This is a genomic window from Microbispora rosea, assembly GCF_044460045.1.
In the GTDB taxonomy this organism is placed as follows: domain Bacteria; phylum Actinomycetota; class Actinomycetes; order Streptosporangiales; family Streptosporangiaceae; genus Microbispora; species Microbispora rosea.
Genome location: NZ_JBITJO010000003.1, coordinates 1,022,227 through 1,038,886 on the forward strand (window position 1 = coordinate 1,022,227; position 16,660 = coordinate 1,038,886).

The following is a 16,660-nucleotide window of genomic DNA, read 5'->3' on the forward strand; positions in this document are numbered from 1 at the left end:
TCGGCGGCGAGCGATCAGTGGGCGCCGGAGAGGTTGAGCACGGCGACCCCGGCGATGATCAGGGCGATGCCGGCCGCCTTGACGAGGTTCATGTGCTCGCCGAGGAATAACGCGCCGATCAGCGCGATCGCCGCGGTCCCGGTGCCCGCCCACACCGCGTACGCGATGCCGACGGGCATGCGGAGCTTGAGCGCCCAGGCCAGCAGGAGGAACGAGGCGATGTATCCGGCGGCGACCACGATGGTCCAGCCCCAGCGGGTCAGGCCGTCGCTGAGTTTGAGCGCGGAGGTGGCCAGGACCTCCGAGGCGATCGCGCCGACGAGCAGGAGCCAGGCCATGGGGAACCTCATCTATAAAAACGGTACGCTTGTCCCAATTTTACGCGGCGCGGCGCGGCAAAGCCATGGGCGGGCCGACCAGGGGCCCCAGGCTTGTGGGCCGATCGCGCGCCGACCCTGGTTCAGTGCTGCAGGACGTCCTCGCCGACACCGAACGGGTCCGCCTGCCCAAGCCCGCCCACCGGCGTGGGCTGACACCGCTGTTCTGGCGACACGTCCAGCCCTGTGGCGAGGTACGACTGCATGTCGCCAAAAGCCTGCCATTCGCAGGCCGTACAGAGGTGCCGGGAATTGAGGCAGCGCGTGCCGGCCGAGTGAAGGCCGTGAAAAGCAATGTATGGTGGCCGCCTTGATCCCAGATGCCGACAGGTGCGGCTCCAGCCGCCCGAGCTGGAAAGGCCGTGTCAGTGAGTCTTGAGACCAGGGTGTCCGGCAGATGAGAAGATCAGGACGTTTCGCAATAGCACAAACAGTACTCGCACGATTACCAGCAGTGCCCGCCTTTGCCGTGAAGCATCGTGAGCTGCTGAAGTTCGCTGTGGTAGGTGGAACATCGTTCCTGGTTGACAACACCGTGTTTTACGGGCTGAAGCTAACTATTCTGGAACCGAAGCCGGTGACCGCGAAGGTCATCGCGGTGCTCGTGGCGACGATCGTGTCCTATGCGCTGAGCCGTGAATGGTCGTTCCGGACGAGAGGCGGCCGCGAGCGACACCACGAGGCGGCGCTGTTCTTCCTGGTCAGTGGCGTCGGTCTGGTGCTCAGCTCAGTGCCGCTGTGGATCTCCCGGTACGTGTTCCTGCTGGAGACCCCGGACGTGAGCCTGGTCACCCAGGAGATCGCCGACTTCGTGAGCGCGCAGGTCATCGGCACGTTGATCGCCGCGGCCTTTCGTTTCTGGGCATTTCGGAGGTGGGTCTTCCCGCACGAGGAGGACCGCCCCGGCCGCGTACGGCTGGCTCCAGTTTCCAAGGCCAAGTCGAAGGACGAGGCGGCCTGCTCGAGCCCTCCGCCCGCCGAGTAGCCGCGATGTACTGCTGCCCGAGGACGCCCGCCTTCTGGCCGAGCTGAACGGCCACGTGCATGGATTGCACGTGGCGCGTCGGCCGGACATATACAGAGAGCAGCCGTCACCAGACGAGCTCATGGCGCTCTACAAGGACCAGTTGAGCCGGGAGTCTGTGCGAATCTTCATCGCTGAGCTTCCGGAGGGCAAGTGCGTCGGGTACGCGTCCGCGACTTTGCAGCAGCGTGCCGCCAGTGCTCTCATGCACGCGGATTCCTTCATCGTTCTGAACCAGTTGGCCGTGGCGCCGAAGGCGACGCGCCACGGAGTTGGAACCGCCCTGGTGAACGCGGTCCGTGAGGCAGGAAGGCAGGCGGGATGCCGGCGCCTCCTCACAGAGGTCCTGGATTGCAACGATGAAGCCCGGTCGTTCTACGAAGCCGCCGGCTTCCTTCCGATGAAACATGTGCTGGAACAACTGCTGTGAACGGGTTGAACGGCTTTTTCCTGCCGGCTCCTATTGCTGCTCGTCCGCCGGCTCGCGCAGGGGCCGCAGACCTCCGGCAAGTCTGGGAAGGGAGAAGGAGTAGCGGCCCAGCGTCGAGACACCCCCACGAACCATGTCGAAGCGCCTGAAAGCCCCGACAAGGCTCAGCGCCGGCTTTCTCTCCGATGTTCCTCAAACCCCGTTCACAGGGTCACCGGCAGCGCGGCCAGCCGCCACGTGCCTGGGTCGGGGGCGCGCAGTTCCTCAGGCGGCGCGGCCATCGCCAAGCGGGGGAAGCGGCGCAGCAGCGCGGTGAGCGCGACCTGGGTCTGCACGCGGGCGAGGGACGCGCCGAGACAGAAGTGCGGGCCGTGGGCGAACCCCAGATGGCCGGCGCCGGGCGTCCGGCCGACGTCCAGCCGGTCGGGGTCGGCGAACACCCGCGGGTCGCGGTTGGCCGCGGCGATCAGGGCGGTGACCTTGGCGCCCTTGGGCACGGTCGCGCCATACAACTCGACGTCCTGGCGGGCGTGGCGCGGGACCGCCAGCAGTGAGGGACCGCACCAGCGGATGAGCTCCTCGACGGCCCCCGGCATCAGCGCGGGGTCGGAGCGTACGGCGGCGAGCTGATCGGGATGGGACAGCAGGGCGGCCACGGCGTTGGCGATGAGGTTGGTCGGGGTCTGCCCGGCGAGGACCAGATGCCAGACTATCGTGACGATCTCGGTGTCGCTCAGCCGGTCTCCGTCCTCGGCCTGGACCCGCACGAGCTCGCCCAGCACGTCTCCGGGGTCGTCCTCCTGCCGGAGCCGGGCCCGGCGGGCGGCGACCGCGTCCCTGGCGCCCGCCATGATTCCCGGGATGGCCCGCGCGAAGTCCTGACCCGCCCCGGCGACGACGGAGGCGCCCCATTCGCGCCAGCGTGGGCGGTCCTCCTCGGGGATGCCGACCAGCGCGCAGATGACGTCCATCGGCAGCGGCCGCGCGAAGTGCCGCAGCAGGTCGACCCGCCCGCCGTCGGCGTGAGCGGGCAGGTCGTCGATCAGGGCGTCGACGATGGCCTCCATCCGGGGCCGGAACTCGGCGGCCCGCCGGGGGGTGAAGGCCGGGGCGACGAGTTTGCGCAGCCGCGCGTGCTCGGGGCCGCTCATCTCGCTCATGGTCCGCATGTACGGCAGGCAGTCGTCGGGGACCTGCGGGCGCATGAAGCTGTCGGCGGTGAGCTCGAAACGGGCGTCGCCGAGCATCGCCCGTGCCCCGTCATGCCTGGTGAGGGCCCATATCGGGCCGAGGCCGGGGATGAGCAGCCGGGCGAGCGGCGCGCGCTCGCGCGCCCGTCCGTACGTCGTGAAGGGGTCCGCCAGGACCTCGGGATCGGTGAGGTCCACCTCGGGCAGTGTGATCACGAGTATCTCCAGATGTTTAAATCAGATGTTCATATCATCTGAGTGGCGACGGTATCTTGGGTCCGCCCCTACGGCAAGCGGGCGTTATACGGACGAGGAGACGGATGGGACGCCTCACCAGGGCCGAGCTTCAGGCACGCAACCGGGCCAAGGTGCTGGCCGCCGCCCGCGACGAGTTCGCCGAGCGGGGCTTCCGCGACGCCAAGGTGGACGCCATCGCCGACCGGGCCGGGCTCACCCGTGGCGCGGTCTACTCCAACTTCCCCGGCAAGCGAGCCCTGTACTTCTCGGTGCTGGCCGGCCTGGCCGAGCGCGAAGCCGGGCCGGACGGCCTACGGCGGTCCTCCTCCGCGTCAGGCGAGACGCCCGCCGGCGAGGCGGCCGATGCCGGGACGAACGCTGCAGGGACGAACGCTGCAGGGACGGTTGATGTGGGAACACCCGGCGCGGCCACGGCCGGGGAGGCGCTCGCCGCGTTCGCGCGCGCCTGGGTCTCCCGGCTCCCCCTGGCCACCGACGGCCCGGGCAGGCTCGGCATGGACCTGATGCCGGAGGTGCTCGCCGACCAGCGGGTCCGCCAGCCGTTCGCGCAGCTGATGAAGCTGAACGCGATCGTGCTCGGGCTCGCGCTCGAACGACTCGACGGGAACATGTCCGCGCGGCGCCGGGTGCGGATCGCGGAGACCGCCCTGACCACCCTGCACGGCGCGAGCCAGATGGCCGACGCGGCGCCCGGGTTCGCCGAGCCGTTCGACATCGTCACGGCGTGCGCCGCGCTGGCGGACCTCGACCTCGGCGACCGATGGGACCCCCCTCACCTGCCCTTCGTGCCCCGCGCACGGCCCGCCGACGAGCTTTGGTCGCCGCCGCTCGCGGTGGACGCGGTGCGGGGTGAGCCGGCCTCGCTCGCGCGTGACGGCGTGGTGGCGGTCCTCGGACTGAACCGGCTGGAGGCCGTGGAGGAGGCGGTGCGTGCGACACCGCCCGGCGACGAGGTCACCGCGGTCCTGGTCACCGGCGATCCCGGCGAGCTGGGGCCGCTCGCCCGGCTGGCCCTCGCCGACGTACGCGCCTGCCTCCGGCAGACCCTGCCCGAGGCGGCCTGGCCGCGCCTGCGCGTGGTGCACGACGACGAGGGGGCCGTGGCGGCGGCGGCCGGGGTGACCGCGGTGAGCGACGGGACCGAGGCGGCCGTGCGGGTGCGGTCAGGGCGTGTGGTCGCGCGCGCCGACGGATACGGCGCCTGTCACGCCGCCGCCTCCGCCGAGCCCTGAGCGCAGAACCCCGAACCCCCGAGCACAAAACCTGAGCAACCGCGCGGACCGCCGAACCCCGACCCCGAACCTCGAGCGCCGAGCAGCCGCGCGGGACGCCGCGAGTCCTGCACGGGCGGGATGCGTGTGGGCGTGGACACTTGGCGCGACGGTCGAATGCGTGTTCTACTGAACCTCATGCGTCGCGACGCCACTTCCCGCGCGGAGGACCAGATCCCGGCGCGGCCCCAAGTGCATGAGACGGTGCAGGAGCCCGGGGAGCCCGTGCGACAGCCCGGACAGTCCGCACAGCAGCAGGCGCGGCGGCCCGTGGAGGCTGGGCGACAGCCTGAGCGACAGTCTCGGGAGTCTGGGCAGCAGTCGCTCGTCGGTGAGGGGCCCGCCCGGCCGCGCATCGAGCGGCAGGCCGTCACCCGCGTCTTCGACGGCATCACCTGCTATGAGGTGCCGGCCCGCGCGGCGCTGGAGCGGGTGCCCGAGGCCGCCGAGCTGCCTTTCACATGGGGTGCGAGCCCCTATCGCGGCTGCGAGGCGGGCTGCGGCTACTGCGCCGCCCGCCGCGGTCACCGCTACCTGGGCCTGGACCCCGGCGCTGACTTCGCCACGAAGATCGTGGTCAAGACCGACCTGGCACGCCGCCTGCGGCGCGAGCTGGCATCCCCCCGCTGGGGCGGCGATCCGGTCGCGCTGGGCCTCACGGGCGACTGCTACCAGCCGGCCGAGGAGATCTACCGCCTGATGCCCGGTGTCATCCGGGCCCTCGCCGACGCGGCCAACCCGTTCACCGTGCTCACCAAGAGCCCTTTGGTCCTGCGCGACCTGGACCTGTTACGCGACGCGGCGAAGGTGACCCAGGTCGGCGCCCTGGTGTCGGTCGGGTTCGTCGACGACCGCCTGCGGCGCGCCGTCGAGCCGGGAGCCGCGACGCCGCAGCGGCGCCTGGAGATCTGCGCGACGCTGAACGACGCCGGCATTCCCTGCGGGGTGCTGATGGCCCCGATCCTGCCGCTCATCACCGACTCCACCGATCACCTGCTGGCGACCGTGCGGCGGGCGGCCGAGGCGGGCGCGGTCAGCGTCACCCCCGTCGTGCTGCGCCTGCCGGCGGGGGCGCGGGAGTGGTACATGGGGTGGCTGGAGCGCGAGCATCCCGGTCTCGTGCCGCGTTACCAGGCGCTGTACGGCAGGGGCCAGGTCGCCGAGGAGGGCTACCGCCTGCGGATCGCCGAGCAGGTGCGGTCCCTCGCCGAGACCTACGGCATCGGCAGGGACGCGCGGCGCTGGCGGAGGCGCCGCTCCCCCGCCCGCCAGCTCGCCCTCGTCTGACTCCTCGGTCAGAGCTGAACGACGCCTCCCCGGCCCGTCACCTTCGGCGCTGTCCGGCCGCCCTGGCGAAGCGGCTGGACAGCGTGCGAAGGTGCCGGGCGAGTTCCGGCGGCGACTGGACGTCGAAGTCGACGCCGAGCGTGCCCACCACGAGCGCGACCAGGTCGAGCGAGTCGGAGGCCAGTTCGAGCAGGCAGCTGTCGTCGTCGATGGGGGTGACGACGCCGTCGACGCGTCCGGCGATCCGCGAAGCGGGGGCGTGCACCGTAAGGCGGCAGCGGTACGGCCAGATGTCACGGCCGATCGTCCTGCGGAGGTAGGCCGCCACGTCGCCGTCGGGTGGCTCGCGGTGCGTGAAGCGGGGCCCGTTGGGTGTGCGCAGCGACATCCGGTCGGCTCGGAACGTGCGCCAGTCGCCCCGGTCCACGTCCCAGGCGACGAGGTACCACCTGTAGCCCCAGGAGACCAGGCGATGGGGTTCGGCGGTCCTGGCCGACGGCGCCCCCTCGTGGCCGACGTAGTCGAAGCGGAGCGTCTCCGCAGCGCGGATCGCGGCGGAGACAGCGGTCAGGACCGCCGCGTCCACGGTGGGCCCGCCGCGCGGCGGGATCGCCACCATGGCGTCTCCCAGAGTTTCGACCCGGTGACGCAGCCGCGACGGCAGGACGTGCTCGACCTTGGACAGCGCACGCAGCGACGCGTCCTCGAACCCGCTGACACTGCTCGGCGCGCCGGCGCGCAGCCCGACAGTCACCGCCACCGCCTCCTCGTCGTCCAGCAACAGCGGGGGCAGTGAGGCGCCGGCCCCGAGGCGGTAGCCACCCGCGGGGCCCATCGTGGTGTGCACCGGATAGCCGAGCCCGCGCAGCCTTCCGACGTCGCGCCGCACCGTCCTGGTCGTGACGTTCAGGCGTTCGGCGAGTTCGGTGCCCGACCAGTCGCGGTGGGTCTGCAGCAGCGACAGCAGCCGGAGCAGGCGAGCCGGGGTGTCGGTGTCCACCATTCGTCCATGGTGACGGATGTGTAGGACCGCTGCTGTCCTACACACCGGGCAGGCTGACTGCCGTGAGCACACCACGACCGTTTCGCATCGACGTCCCGCAGGCCGACCTCGACGACCTGGCCGGCCGTCTGGCCCGCACCCGCTGGCCCGACGAGCTTCCCGGCGCCGGCTGGTCCTACGGGGTGAACAAGGACTACCTCATGGAGCTGGTCGAGCACTGGCGCAGCGGCTACGACTGGCGCGAGCACGAGGCCCGCCTCAACCGGGTCCCGCAGTTCACCACCGAGATCGACGGCCAGGACATCCATTTCCTGCACGTACGCTCCCCCGAGCCCGACGCCACCCCGCTGATCATCACGCACGGCTGGCCGAGCACGGTGTACGACTTCCTGGACGTCCTCGGGCCGCTGACCGACCCCCGGGCGTACGGCGGTGATCCGGCGGACGCCTTCCACGTCGTCGCGCCTTCGGTGCCGGGTTTCGCGTTCTCCGGGCCGACCCGCGAGACCGGCTGGGGGTCAGGCCGCGTCGCCCGGGCCTGGGCCGAGCTCATGCGACGCCTGGGATACGAGCGTTACGGCGCTCAGGGCGGCGACTTCGGCAGCATCGTCTCCCCGGAACTCGGCCGGATCGCGCCGGAACACGTGATCGGCGTCCATGTCAACGCGCTGGCCACCGCCTCGACGCCGATCGACCCCGGCGAGCTGGACAAGCTCTCCGACGACGAGCGCGAACAGGCCAGGCGCAACCAGTCGTGGTGGTACGGCCACTCCGGCTACGCCACCCAGATGTCCACCCGGCCGCAGACCCTGGCGTACGCGCTCAACGACTCCCCGGCCGGCCAGCTCGCGTGGAACCTGGAGTGGTTCGTGGACTGGGATCCCACCCGGACCGAGCGAACCCCCGTCGACCGCGACACCGTCTTGACCAACGTCACGATCTTCTGGCTGACCGCCACAGCGGGCTCGGCCGCGCGGCTGTACCTGGAGACCGCCTCGGAGGCGTGGGGCCGGCGCCCCCCGCCGTCCCCGGTGCCGACGGGCGTGGCGAACTTCCTCGGCGACCGGGCGATCCGCGGCCTGGCCGAGCTGTCGAACACCGTCGTCCACTGGTCGCGGTTTCCCCGCGGCGGGCACTTCGCCTCGCTGCAGGCCCCGGATCTGCTGGTCGCCGACGTCCGGGACTTCTTCCGCAACCTGAGAGCCCGGTAGGGCCGGGCCGCTGCCCGTAGACCACGGCCAGTAGACCACGGCCCGTAGACCACGGGCCCGAGACCTGGCCTGAAGACCGCGGCCTGAAGACCGCGGCCCGAAGACCGCTGAGCACGCGTGAAGGCGATTCCGGCGGCGACTCACTCCGGCTCCGGCAGGTCCATCGCCGCGAGCCTGGCCGGGTCGGCCACGACAGTGATGCCGGTGATCCGGCCGTCGACGACGGTGAACGCCATGACCGACAGCGGAGCGCCGTCCTCTCGCCACGACGCGTACCCCGGCAGGCCGTTGACGAGCACCGCCCGGCCTCGCACGGCCGCGCCGGCGGCCACACGGCTCTGTGCGCCGGTGGCGACCTCGGTGGCGCCGAGGATGACGACCACACCATGGGGGAGGTCGGCGGTCAGCTTCACCCCGGGGTCGAGCACGCGCAGCAACTCCTCGAAGTCGCCGCGGCGCGCCGCGGAAAGGAAGGCCTGAACCACCTCGCGCTGCTCTCGCCCGGCGGACGTGGGGTGTTCCGCCGCCTGCACCTTCCTGCGGGCGCGGCTGGCGAGCATCTTGGCGGCGGCGGTGGACTTGCCGAGGATCTGGCCGATCTCGTCGAACGAGACCGCGAACAGGTCGTGCAGCACGAACGCCAGCCGCTCGCTCGGCCCGAGCGACTCCAGGACGACGAGGAGCGCGAGCCCGACCGAGTCGGCGAGCGCCACGTCGTCCTCGGGCGCCGGGCCGTCGTCGACGGTCACGACGAGCTCGGGCAGCCGGTCGTCGTAGGACGCCTCGGAACGGGCCTGACGTGACCGCAGGACGTCGAGGCTGATCCGGCCGACCACCGTGGTCAGCCAGCCGGCGAAGTTGTGGATGGTGGCCGTGTCCTGGCGGGACAGCCGCAGCCAGGCCTCCTGGACCACGTCCTCGGCGTCGGCGTGCGACCCGAGCATGCGGTAGGCGACCGCGCGCAGCCGGTCGCGCTGGGCTTCGAACGCCTCGGCCACCGGGTCCGCGGGGCTGGTGTCGGACATGTTTGTTACCTTCCTCGGATCTGCTCCGTCATGGGGATGACGGGCCCGGACGGGCCGAGGTAACCGATGAAGGAGCAACACCGATGGAAGCACGCCTGAAGAGCCCGGCGAACCCCGACGTGACCACGGCAGTCCAGCACCTCTACAAGGCGATTCACGCCGGTGGCGTCGACCCGCGCGTCCTCGAACTGGTCCACCTGCGCGCCAGCCAGATCAACGGCTGCAGCCCGTGCGTGTTCGCCGGGGTCGCGTCGGCGAAGAAGCACGGAGAGACCGACGAACGGCTGCACAGCGTGGTGGCGTGGCGCGAGACGCCCTTCTTCACCGAGGCGGAACGGGCGGCGCTCGCGCTGACCGAGGCCGCCACCCGCATCCAGGACGGCGCGCCGGGCGTGACCGACGAGATCTGGGAGGCCGCCGCCGCCCACTTCGACGACGGGCAGCTGTCCGCGATCATCCTGAACGTCGCGATGACCAACTTCTTCAACCGGATCAACCGCGCCGTCCGGGAACAGGCCGGCAAGACCTGGTGAGCCGGGCGGGGCGTCATCAGGTGCTGACCGCGTGTCCGCGCGGTCACGGGATGACGCCCCGCGGCCCCGAGGGCGCGCCGTGATCACGCCGTTCGCCGTGCCTCGCGCTGCGGCTGGATGCCCCGGGCCGGTCGAGCCGTGCCGTGGCGTGCCGACCAGGAGAATCCGACGGAGGTGCCACGCAGGTGGTCGGTGAAAGGTGATGTTGCGGGTCACGGAGGCCTTGCAGGCATAGGTGTTCACGACCTGCGGCAGCGGGAAGCCGCCGTAGGCGAGGCCACCGCGGGTGCGGCAGATGCACATTCGCGGACACCGACGAGAAAGTATTTCGTGCAGCTCGTAACGGTATTTCTCGCGAATGATTCTGTAATTTTCATGGCGGATTCCATGCTTCGTAGAATCTCGGTGTGACCGCTACCCCCCACGACCCGTACGCGGCGCCGCGTCCCCGCCCGGAGGTCACGCTGGCGCATATCGCGAAGCTGGCCGGCGTGTCCGCCCCGACCGTCTCCAAAGTGATCAACGGCCATCCCGGCGTGGCCGCCGGAACCCGCCGCAAGGTCGAGGAACTGGTCCAGGAGCACGGCTGGCGGCGCCGGCCGGACGCCGTCGACTCCAGCGCGGTGGTGGAGGTCGTCTTCGAATCGCTCGACAGCCTGTGGGCGCTGGAGCTGATCCGGGGCATGGACGAGGTCGTCCAGGACCGCGGCATGATCCTCGGCCTGACGGACATGCGCGGCCGGCGCTCCCCGCACTCGGGCTGGATCGACCAGGTGCTGGCCCGCCGACCGGTCGGGGTGATCGCGGTCTCGGCCGATCTCAGTGAACGCCAGCGGGCCCGGCTCGCCAGCCGCTCCATCCCGCTGGTCGCCCTGGACCCGCGCGGCGAGCCCGACCACGACGTCCCCTCGGTGGGAGCCACCAACTGGAACGGCGGCCTGGCCGCCACCCGCCACCTGCTGGAGCTGGGCCACCGCAGGATCGCCATGATCAACGGGCCGGACACGCTGATGTGCTGCCGGGCCCGCCTGGACGGCTACCGGGCCGCCCTGGACTCGGCCGGCATCCCGGCCGATCCCGGCCTGGTGTGCACCGGCCCGCTGTATGTGGAGGGCGGCCGCACCCAGGCCCAGGCGCTGCTGGCGCTCCCGGATCCGCCGACCGCGATCTTCGCCGCCAACGATCTGCAGGCCCTGGGGGTCTACCAGGCCGCCCACCGGGCCGGGCTGCGCGTTCCCGAGGACCTGAGCGTCGTCGGGTTCGACGACCTGCCCCTCGCGCAGTGGGCGGACCCGCCGATGACCACCGTGCGCCAGCCCTTGCAGAAGATGGGCACCGCCGCCGCCGAGATGGTGCTGGCCCTGGCCTCCCGAGGAGCCCCGGTCGAGGAGCGGGTCGAGCTGGCCACCCGGCTACACGTGCGCTCCAGCACCGCTCCCCTTGTCTGACCCAGGTTCACCGGCCATCCGGCCCTCCATGGCAGGTGCAGGAACGAGTGTTTCGTGGAACTTTCAGAAGCATTCATTCCATTATCCGGTTTCACCTGCGGAAATGTTTGCCGCCACTCGCCTGGGGTGTTCGGCGTGTAGCCCTCTGTTTCACCATTTGGGCACGCGAGCTCCCGCCGATCAGACCCGAAGCGCCGACGAGCAGCCGACGGCGCGAGTGGCGCAGGCCGATGGACCTGAGCGCCCGGATCTCCGTGTGACCGGCTCGGATCGCGCCAAATCCATGGAGGACATATGAAACACCGGATCGAGTTCGGGCGCCTCCGAACGATGGCCGTCTTCGTCGCCGGTCTCCTTGTGTGCGCGGCGCTGACCATCTCCCAGCAGGCCGCCGCCGCGGACGCCTCAACCAAGTACCTCGGCGTGTTCCGCGAGACGAGCCCCTCCCAGATCCTCTCGGGAACCGTCAGCCGGTACGGGGTCACCCCCGCGAGCGTGGAGTGGTTCGACAGCTGGGCCACCGGCAACGCCTTCAACGCGGCCGAGGCCAGGGCCCTGTGGAACCAGGGCGTGATGACGCACTTCACCTGGGAACCCTGGAACCCGGCTCTCGGCGTGAGCGACTCCAACCAGATCCACCTCCAGGACATCGTCAACGGAAAGTGGGACAGCTACATCAGGGCCCGCGGCGCGGAGTTCGCATCGGTCGGCGCGCCGATCATGATTCGCTGGGGACACGAGTTCAACGGCGACTGGTACCCCTGGGGCATCGTCAACAACGGCAGCAACCCCGCTCTGTACATAAGCGCCTACCGGCGGGTGCACGACCTGGTCGTCGCCGCCGGCGCCACCAACGTCCAGTGGGTGTGGTGCTTCAACAACAGCTCCACCCCCAACTCCTCCTTCAACGACCCCGGGCAGTCCTACCCCGGTGACGCCTACGTCGACTGGGTCGGCATCGACGGCTACAACTGGGGCCTCGGCCCGACCTGGGACCCGTCCGGCAACTACTGGACGAGCTTCGACTCGATGTTCTCCAGCGCCTACGCCAAGGCGCGCGCCGTCGCCCCGAAGCGCCCGGTGATGATCGGCGAGGTCGCCTCCAGCGAGGACGGCGGCAACAAGGCCCAGTGGATCAACGACATGGCGTCCGTCCTGCAGTCGGGCCGCTACCCCGACCTGAAGAACGTCGTCTACTTCGACCAGGACAAGGAGGAGCGGTGGTCGGGCACCTCGTCGTCGGCCGTCCAGACCGCTTTCACCTCGTGGGTCAACCAGACCTACATGAGGGGGACGGGAACCGACCTGGCCAAGGTGGCCGCGGAGTACAAGGGAACGTCGCCGAGCCCCTCACCATCGCCTAGCCCCTCACCTTCACCGTCCGCGAGCCCCTCGCCGTCCCCGAGCCCGTCGCCCTCAGCCTCGCCGTCCCCGAGTCCCTCACCGTCGGCTTCGCCTTCGGCGAGCCCGTCGCCGGTCGGCGGCGCGTGCTCGGCCACCTACACGACGATCAGCTCATGGCCCGGCGGATTCCAGGGCGAGGTGACGGTGCGCGCCGGGACCTCGGGGATCAACGCCTGGACGGCACGCTGGACCTTGGCCGGCGGGCAGACGATCACCCAGCTCTGGAACGGCACCTTGAGTGTCAGCGGTTCCGCGGTGACGGTGAAGAACATGAGCTGGAACGGCTCGCTGGGCGCGAACGCCTCCGCCACGTTCGGGTTCCTCGCCAACGGATCACCGGCATCGCCGGCGGTCACCTGCAGCAGCCCCTGACCTGACGAATGCCTCATCGCGTCGGAAAGCCACCTTGTTTTCTCGCGTCCGGAGGCCGCCGCGTTCCGTCGCGCTGACCCCGGTCTCCTGTATCGGCACCTCACCCGCCGCGGAACGTCGCGCCGCCGGGCGCCCGGACCGCGGCGGGTGAGGTGCCGGATAAATCGATCGACACCCGGCGCCGGAGCTCGCTACCGTCCGGCCATGGCCGTTTTCACCGACGCTGACCTCGACCGCTTCGTCACCGAGGGCTTCCTCAAGGTCGAGGAGGCGTTCCCCCGCGAGACCGGGGACCGGATCAGGGATCTGCTGTGGCGGCAGATCGGACTGTCCCCCGACCGGCCGGAGGACTGGACGCAGCCGGTGGTGTGGGCCGCCCCCGACCCCGCCGGGCAGGGCCCGTTCGGGGAGGCGATGCGCGGCCCGCGTCTTGCCGAGGCGCTGGACCTCGTCGCGGGCAAGGGCGGGTGGGTGCCGCGCGGCACCATCGGCAACACGCCGGTCCGCTTCCCCCACCCCTCCGACGCCGGGGACACCGGCTGGCACATCGACCAGAACGACCCCGGCCCGGCCGGCGCCTGGGGGACGGTCGCCCTCGCGTCCCACACGATGCTCGTGCTGGTGTTGCTGTCCGAGGTCGGTCCCGACGACGCGCCCACCCGTGTCAGGGTCGGCTCCCACCTCGACACCGTCCGCGTCCTGGAGCCGCACGGCGCGCAGGGGCTGGAGTTCTTCGCCTCCGGCCCGGTGCTGGACGAGGCGACCGCGGACCGGCCCGAGGCCCTCGCCACGGGACTGCCCGGCGACGTCTACCTGTGTCATCCGCACCTCGTCCACGCCGCTCAGCCCCATCGCGGCACCCGGCCTCGTTTCATGTCCCAGATTCCGTTCTTCCTGACCGAGCCGCTGACCTCCGGTGACGCCACCCCCCTCGCGCGGGCCGTACGGCTCGGGCTCGGCGGCTGACCGGAGCGGCTCGGGCCGCACTACCTCCTACGGCGGCGGGCACGGGCCGCTCCCAGCAACTCTGGGCGGCTCTCGGCAGCTCTCGGCGGCGAGGTCAGTGCGAGTGGATCTCTTCGTGAGCCTCTTCGAGGGAACGCCCCTCCAGGACCGCCGCGACCCCGGTGGCGAAGTTGGAGCACTCGAGGATGTCCTCGTGCGGGCAGGCCAGGCCGTGGGCGATGGCGGTGCGGGCCACCTGAGCCCGGGCGATCCGTTGATCCAGCTCGGCGAGCTTGCGGTGGTACAGCTCCCGCCAACCGTCGCCGGCCGGCGACCGGGACGCGACGAACGTCTTGACCTCGCGCAGCGTGAAACCGACGTCCCGCAGCATCAAGACCACACCGACCAGCCCGACCGCCGACGGCGGATAACGCCGTTGGCCCGAGACCCGGGCCGGCGCCGGCAGCAGGCCGAGCTCCTCCCAGTAGCGCAGAGCGGAGGTGGCCACACCCGTGCGGCGCGCCAGCTCACCGATCGTCAACTGCTCGTCCATTGACTTCAAGCGTACTTGAAGCCGTTGACTGGCGATCATGCGAACAGCGGGTGCGTCTCTCAAGCAACGCGTGATCAGATACCTGGTGGGCCAGGCCCATCGCCCCCGGGGCGTCGTCGGGTGGGCGAACGGCTGGATGTTCGCCCACCGCCCCTCCAACCGGAAGCGCAACATCTGGGCGGTGTCGCTGCTGGACGTGCAGCCTGCCGACCAGGTGCTCGAGGTCGGCTTCGGTCCCGGCATCGCCATCGCCGAATGCGCCGCCCGCGCCGTTCGGGGCCACGTCTTCGGCGTCGACCACTCACAGACCATGGTCCGGCGGGCCGCCCGTCGCAACGCCGCCGCCATCCGCGCCGGCCGCGTCCACCTCGCGCACGCCACCGTGGAGCGGCTGCCGAACTTCGGCGATCCGCTCGATGCGATCCTCGCCGTCAACTCCGTGGGGTTCTGGCCGGACCCGGTGGAGCGGCTTCGCGAGCTGCGCCGCCTGCTCCGGCCCGGGGGACGCATCGCGCTCGTCAGCCAGCCGCGCTGCTCTCCTGCCGCCCGGAACGGTGCCACCAGGAACCGTGCCACCCGGGACACCACGGCCCGGGCCGCCCTAGAGCTTCAGGACCTGCTCACCCGGGCCGGCTTCACCCGCCTGCGGGTCGAGACCCTCGACCTCGACCCGCCCGTCGCCTGTGTCCTCGCCGCCGATCCGACCGGAATGCCGTCATGACCGCACAGGACACGCGAGATGATCGGTGCCCTTTCGAAGTCAGCCGGCCGGCGTGCCGAACCAGCGGGAGAGGTGGGCGTCCAGATCCTGCTGATCGTCGCCGATCCAGGCGACGTGGCCGTCGGGGCGTAGCAGGACGCACGGAACATCCAGCGCCGCGGTGGGGTCCGCGAGATAGTCGACCCGGTCCGACCAGCCGCCGGCGGTCAGGCGTCCGGTGCGGTCCAGCAGCAGGCCGCGGCCGCGATGCAGCAGATCGAAGAGGCGGCCCTGTTTCACGTCGATGTCGCGCAGGCGGCGGCCGAGCAGGTCGGGGCCGTCGCCGAAGTCGTAGCGGATGCCGATCGCGGTGATCTTCTCGATGAGATGGCGGTTCACCACGTCGAAGTCCATCAGTTCGCTGAGCAGCCTGCGTACGGCCTGGGGGCCCGGTTCGGCGGACAGCAGTTCCCTCTGGGCGCGGGTGTTGTCCAGCACGTCCTCGGCGACCGGACGGCGTTCGGCCTGGTAGGTGTCCAGCAGTGGGCCCGGCGCCCAGCCGCGGATCTGCGCGGCCAGTTTCCAGCCGAGGTTGACCGCGTCCTGAACGCCGAGGTTGAGGCCCTGTCCGCCGATGGGCGGATGGATGTGTGCCGCGTCGCCGGCCAGCAGCACCCGCCCGGCCCGATAACGTTCGGCCAGCCGGGTGGCGTCCCCGAAGCGGGACAACCAGCGCGGGGAGTGCACGCCGAAATCGGTTCCGGCGATGGCGCGCAGCGCGTTTTTGAAATCCTCGAGGGTGGGCGGTTCCGCACGATCGACGACTCCCACGGCGGGGACGACGACGCTGTGGACCCCACCGCCGAAGGGCCTCAGCCAGAACGGCTTGTGGGTCTCGTTGATCTGGGTCACCTTGGCGGTGATCTCCTCCTGCGGCACCCCCACTTCCATCTCGCCCATCAGCGTCTCGGTGCGCGAGGGCTCGCCGGGGAAGCCGACGCCGAGCAGTTTGCGCACCGTGCTGCGCGCGCCGTCACAGCCGACGAGATAGCGCGTACGCAGCCGTTCCCCGTCGGCCAGCTCTACGGTCACACCCTCGTCGTCCTGCTCGAAACCGGTCACCGCGCAACCACGCCGCACCTGCGCGCCCAGTTCGGTCGCATGTTCCTCAAGCAGGCGTTCGATGACCGGCTGCGGGATGCCCAGCAGATAGGAGTGCGCGGAGTCCAGCCCCTTGGGCGCGGGTTTGTCGATGGCGGCGAAGAAACCGCCGGCCGGACGCCGTCTTCCATGTGGGAGAACGCGCTCCAGCAGCCCGCGCATCGCCATCAGCTCGAGACTGCGAATGTGCAGACCGACGATGCGGACGAACGACTTGGGCTCGGTCTCCTTCTCCACGACGAGCACCCGCACGTCGTGCAGCCGCAGTTCGGCGGCCAGCATCGCACCGGTCGGCCCGCACCCGGCAATGATCACGTCGAACACGGGTTCGCGATCGGCGTCGGTGGCGGGTGCCCGGACAACTGTGGGGACCTCGCCCACGGTGAAGTCGCGATCGGCCATGTCGTTCGACGACGGCTCGGCGGTGAACTGAGAACGCATAGGTGGTGCCTTTCGGGAGTGCCTTGA

General features: G+C 70.8%; 16 protein-coding genes. 10 read left to right on the forward strand and 6 right to left on the reverse strand.

What is annotated here, in order from left to right; genetic code table 11:
• Nucleotides 1-14: 14 nt before the first annotated feature.
• A complete protein-coding gene (locus tag ACIBK1_RS16990; RefSeq protein ID WP_030508172.1) occupies nucleotides 15-338 on the reverse strand; it encodes a DMT family transporter in 324 nt (107 codons plus the stop codon).
• Nucleotides 339-831: 493 nt separating this feature from the next.
• Between ACIBK1_RS16990 and ACIBK1_RS16995 the strand changes: the two genes are divergently transcribed.
• Together ACIBK1_RS16995 and ACIBK1_RS17000 are read left to right on the forward strand one after the other, a co-directional pair.
• A complete protein-coding gene (locus tag ACIBK1_RS16995; protein ID WP_396735904.1) occupies nucleotides 832-1,362 on the forward strand; it encodes a GtrA family protein in 531 nt (176 codons plus the stop codon).
• Nucleotides 1,363-1,432: 70 nt separating this feature from the next.
• Nucleotides 1,433-1,831: a GNAT family N-acetyltransferase gene (locus tag ACIBK1_RS17000; protein ID WP_396735907.1), complete on the forward strand. Its 399-nt coding sequence runs from the start codon at nucleotides 1,433-1,435 to the stop codon at nucleotides 1,829-1,831.
• Nucleotides 1,832-2,034: 203 nt separating this feature from the next.
• On the opposite strand, the gene ACIBK1_RS17005 is transcribed toward ACIBK1_RS17000, so the two are convergent.
• A complete protein-coding gene (locus ACIBK1_RS17005; protein ID WP_396735910.1) occupies nucleotides 2,035-3,237 on the reverse strand; it encodes a cytochrome P450 in 1,203 nt (400 codons plus the stop codon).
• A 104-nt stretch (nucleotides 3,238-3,341) separates the two neighbouring features.
• Here ACIBK1_RS17005 and ACIBK1_RS17010 point away from each other — a divergent pair, with 104 nt between their 5' ends.
• Together ACIBK1_RS17010 and ACIBK1_RS17015 are read left to right on the forward strand one after the other, a co-directional pair.
• A complete protein-coding gene (locus tag ACIBK1_RS17010; RefSeq protein ID WP_396735913.1) occupies nucleotides 3,342-4,511 on the forward strand; it encodes a TetR/AcrR family transcriptional regulator in 1,170 nt (389 codons plus the stop codon).
• A 264-nt stretch (nucleotides 4,512-4,775) separates the two neighbouring features.
• On the forward strand, nucleotides 4,776-5,837 hold the full coding sequence (locus tag ACIBK1_RS17015) for a radical SAM protein (protein WP_363531221.1): 1,062 nt from the start codon (nucleotides 4,776-4,778) through the stop codon (nucleotides 5,835-5,837).
• Nucleotides 5,838-5,874: 37 nt separating this feature from the next.
• On the opposite strand, the gene ACIBK1_RS17020 is transcribed toward ACIBK1_RS17015, so the two are convergent.
• Nucleotides 5,875-6,840, reverse strand: coding sequence for a helix-turn-helix transcriptional regulator (locus ACIBK1_RS17020; protein ID WP_396735916.1), 966 nt, complete (start codon nucleotides 6,838-6,840; stop codon nucleotides 5,875-5,877).
• A 62-nt stretch (nucleotides 6,841-6,902) separates the two neighbouring features.
• On the opposite strand from ACIBK1_RS17020, the gene ACIBK1_RS17025 reads away from it, so the two are divergent.
• On the forward strand, nucleotides 6,903-8,051 hold the full coding sequence (locus tag ACIBK1_RS17025; protein ID WP_030512412.1) for an epoxide hydrolase family protein: 1,149 nt from the start codon (nucleotides 6,903-6,905) through the stop codon (nucleotides 8,049-8,051).
• Between the two features lie 140 nt (nucleotides 8,052-8,191).
• Here the strand turns inward: ACIBK1_RS17025 and ACIBK1_RS17030 are convergent, their stop codons facing one another.
• The gene (locus tag ACIBK1_RS17030) at nucleotides 8,192-9,076 is read right to left on the reverse strand and encodes a sigma-70 family RNA polymerase sigma factor (RefSeq protein ID WP_396735920.1); all 885 of its coding nucleotides are present in this window, start codon (nucleotides 9,074-9,076) and stop codon (nucleotides 8,192-8,194) included.
• An 83-nt stretch (nucleotides 9,077-9,159) separates the two neighbouring features.
• On the opposite strand from ACIBK1_RS17030, the gene ACIBK1_RS17035 reads away from it, so the two are divergent.
• The 4 genes from ACIBK1_RS17035 (at nucleotide 9,160) to ACIBK1_RS17060 (ending at nucleotide 13,799) form a co-directional block, all read left to right on the forward strand.
• The gene (locus ACIBK1_RS17035; protein ID WP_357318975.1) at nucleotides 9,160-9,609 is read left to right on the forward strand and encodes a carboxymuconolactone decarboxylase family protein; all 450 of its coding nucleotides are present in this window, start codon (nucleotides 9,160-9,162) and stop codon (nucleotides 9,607-9,609) included.
• 407 nt (nucleotides 9,610-10,016) lie between these two features.
• Entirely contained in the window at nucleotides 10,017-11,057 is a 1,041-nt protein-coding gene (locus tag ACIBK1_RS17040) for a LacI family DNA-binding transcriptional regulator (protein WP_030512415.1), read from the forward strand.
• A 294-nt stretch (nucleotides 11,058-11,351) separates the two neighbouring features.
• Complete coding sequence (locus tag ACIBK1_RS40610) at nucleotides 11,352-12,833, forward strand: cellulose binding domain-containing protein (RefSeq protein WP_449566884.1); 1,482 nt, start codon at nucleotides 11,352-11,354, stop codon at nucleotides 12,831-12,833.
• A gap of 204 nt (nucleotides 12,834-13,037) precedes the next feature.
• Nucleotides 13,038-13,799: a phytanoyl-CoA dioxygenase family protein gene (locus tag ACIBK1_RS17060; RefSeq protein ID WP_396735923.1), complete on the forward strand. Its 762-nt coding sequence runs from the start codon at nucleotides 13,038-13,040 to the stop codon at nucleotides 13,797-13,799.
• A gap of 94 nt (nucleotides 13,800-13,893) precedes the next feature.
• On the opposite strand, the gene ACIBK1_RS17065 is transcribed toward ACIBK1_RS17060, so the two are convergent.
• Complete coding sequence (locus ACIBK1_RS17065) at nucleotides 13,894-14,331, reverse strand: MerR family transcriptional regulator (RefSeq protein ID WP_030512418.1); 438 nt, start codon at nucleotides 14,329-14,331, stop codon at nucleotides 13,894-13,896.
• A gap of 37 nt (nucleotides 14,332-14,368) precedes the next feature.
• Between ACIBK1_RS17065 and ACIBK1_RS17070 the strand changes: the two genes are divergently transcribed.
• Entirely contained in the window at nucleotides 14,369-15,052 is a 684-nt protein-coding gene (locus tag ACIBK1_RS17070) for a class I SAM-dependent methyltransferase (RefSeq protein ID WP_396735926.1), read from the forward strand.
• A 39-nt stretch (nucleotides 15,053-15,091) separates the two neighbouring features.
• On the opposite strand, the gene rox is transcribed toward ACIBK1_RS17070, so the two are convergent.
• Nucleotides 15,092-16,516: a rifampin monooxygenase gene (rox, locus tag ACIBK1_RS17075; RefSeq protein WP_396736011.1), complete on the reverse strand. Its 1,425-nt coding sequence runs from the start codon at nucleotides 16,514-16,516 to the stop codon at nucleotides 15,092-15,094.
• Nucleotides 16,517-16,660: the final 144 nt, after the last annotated feature.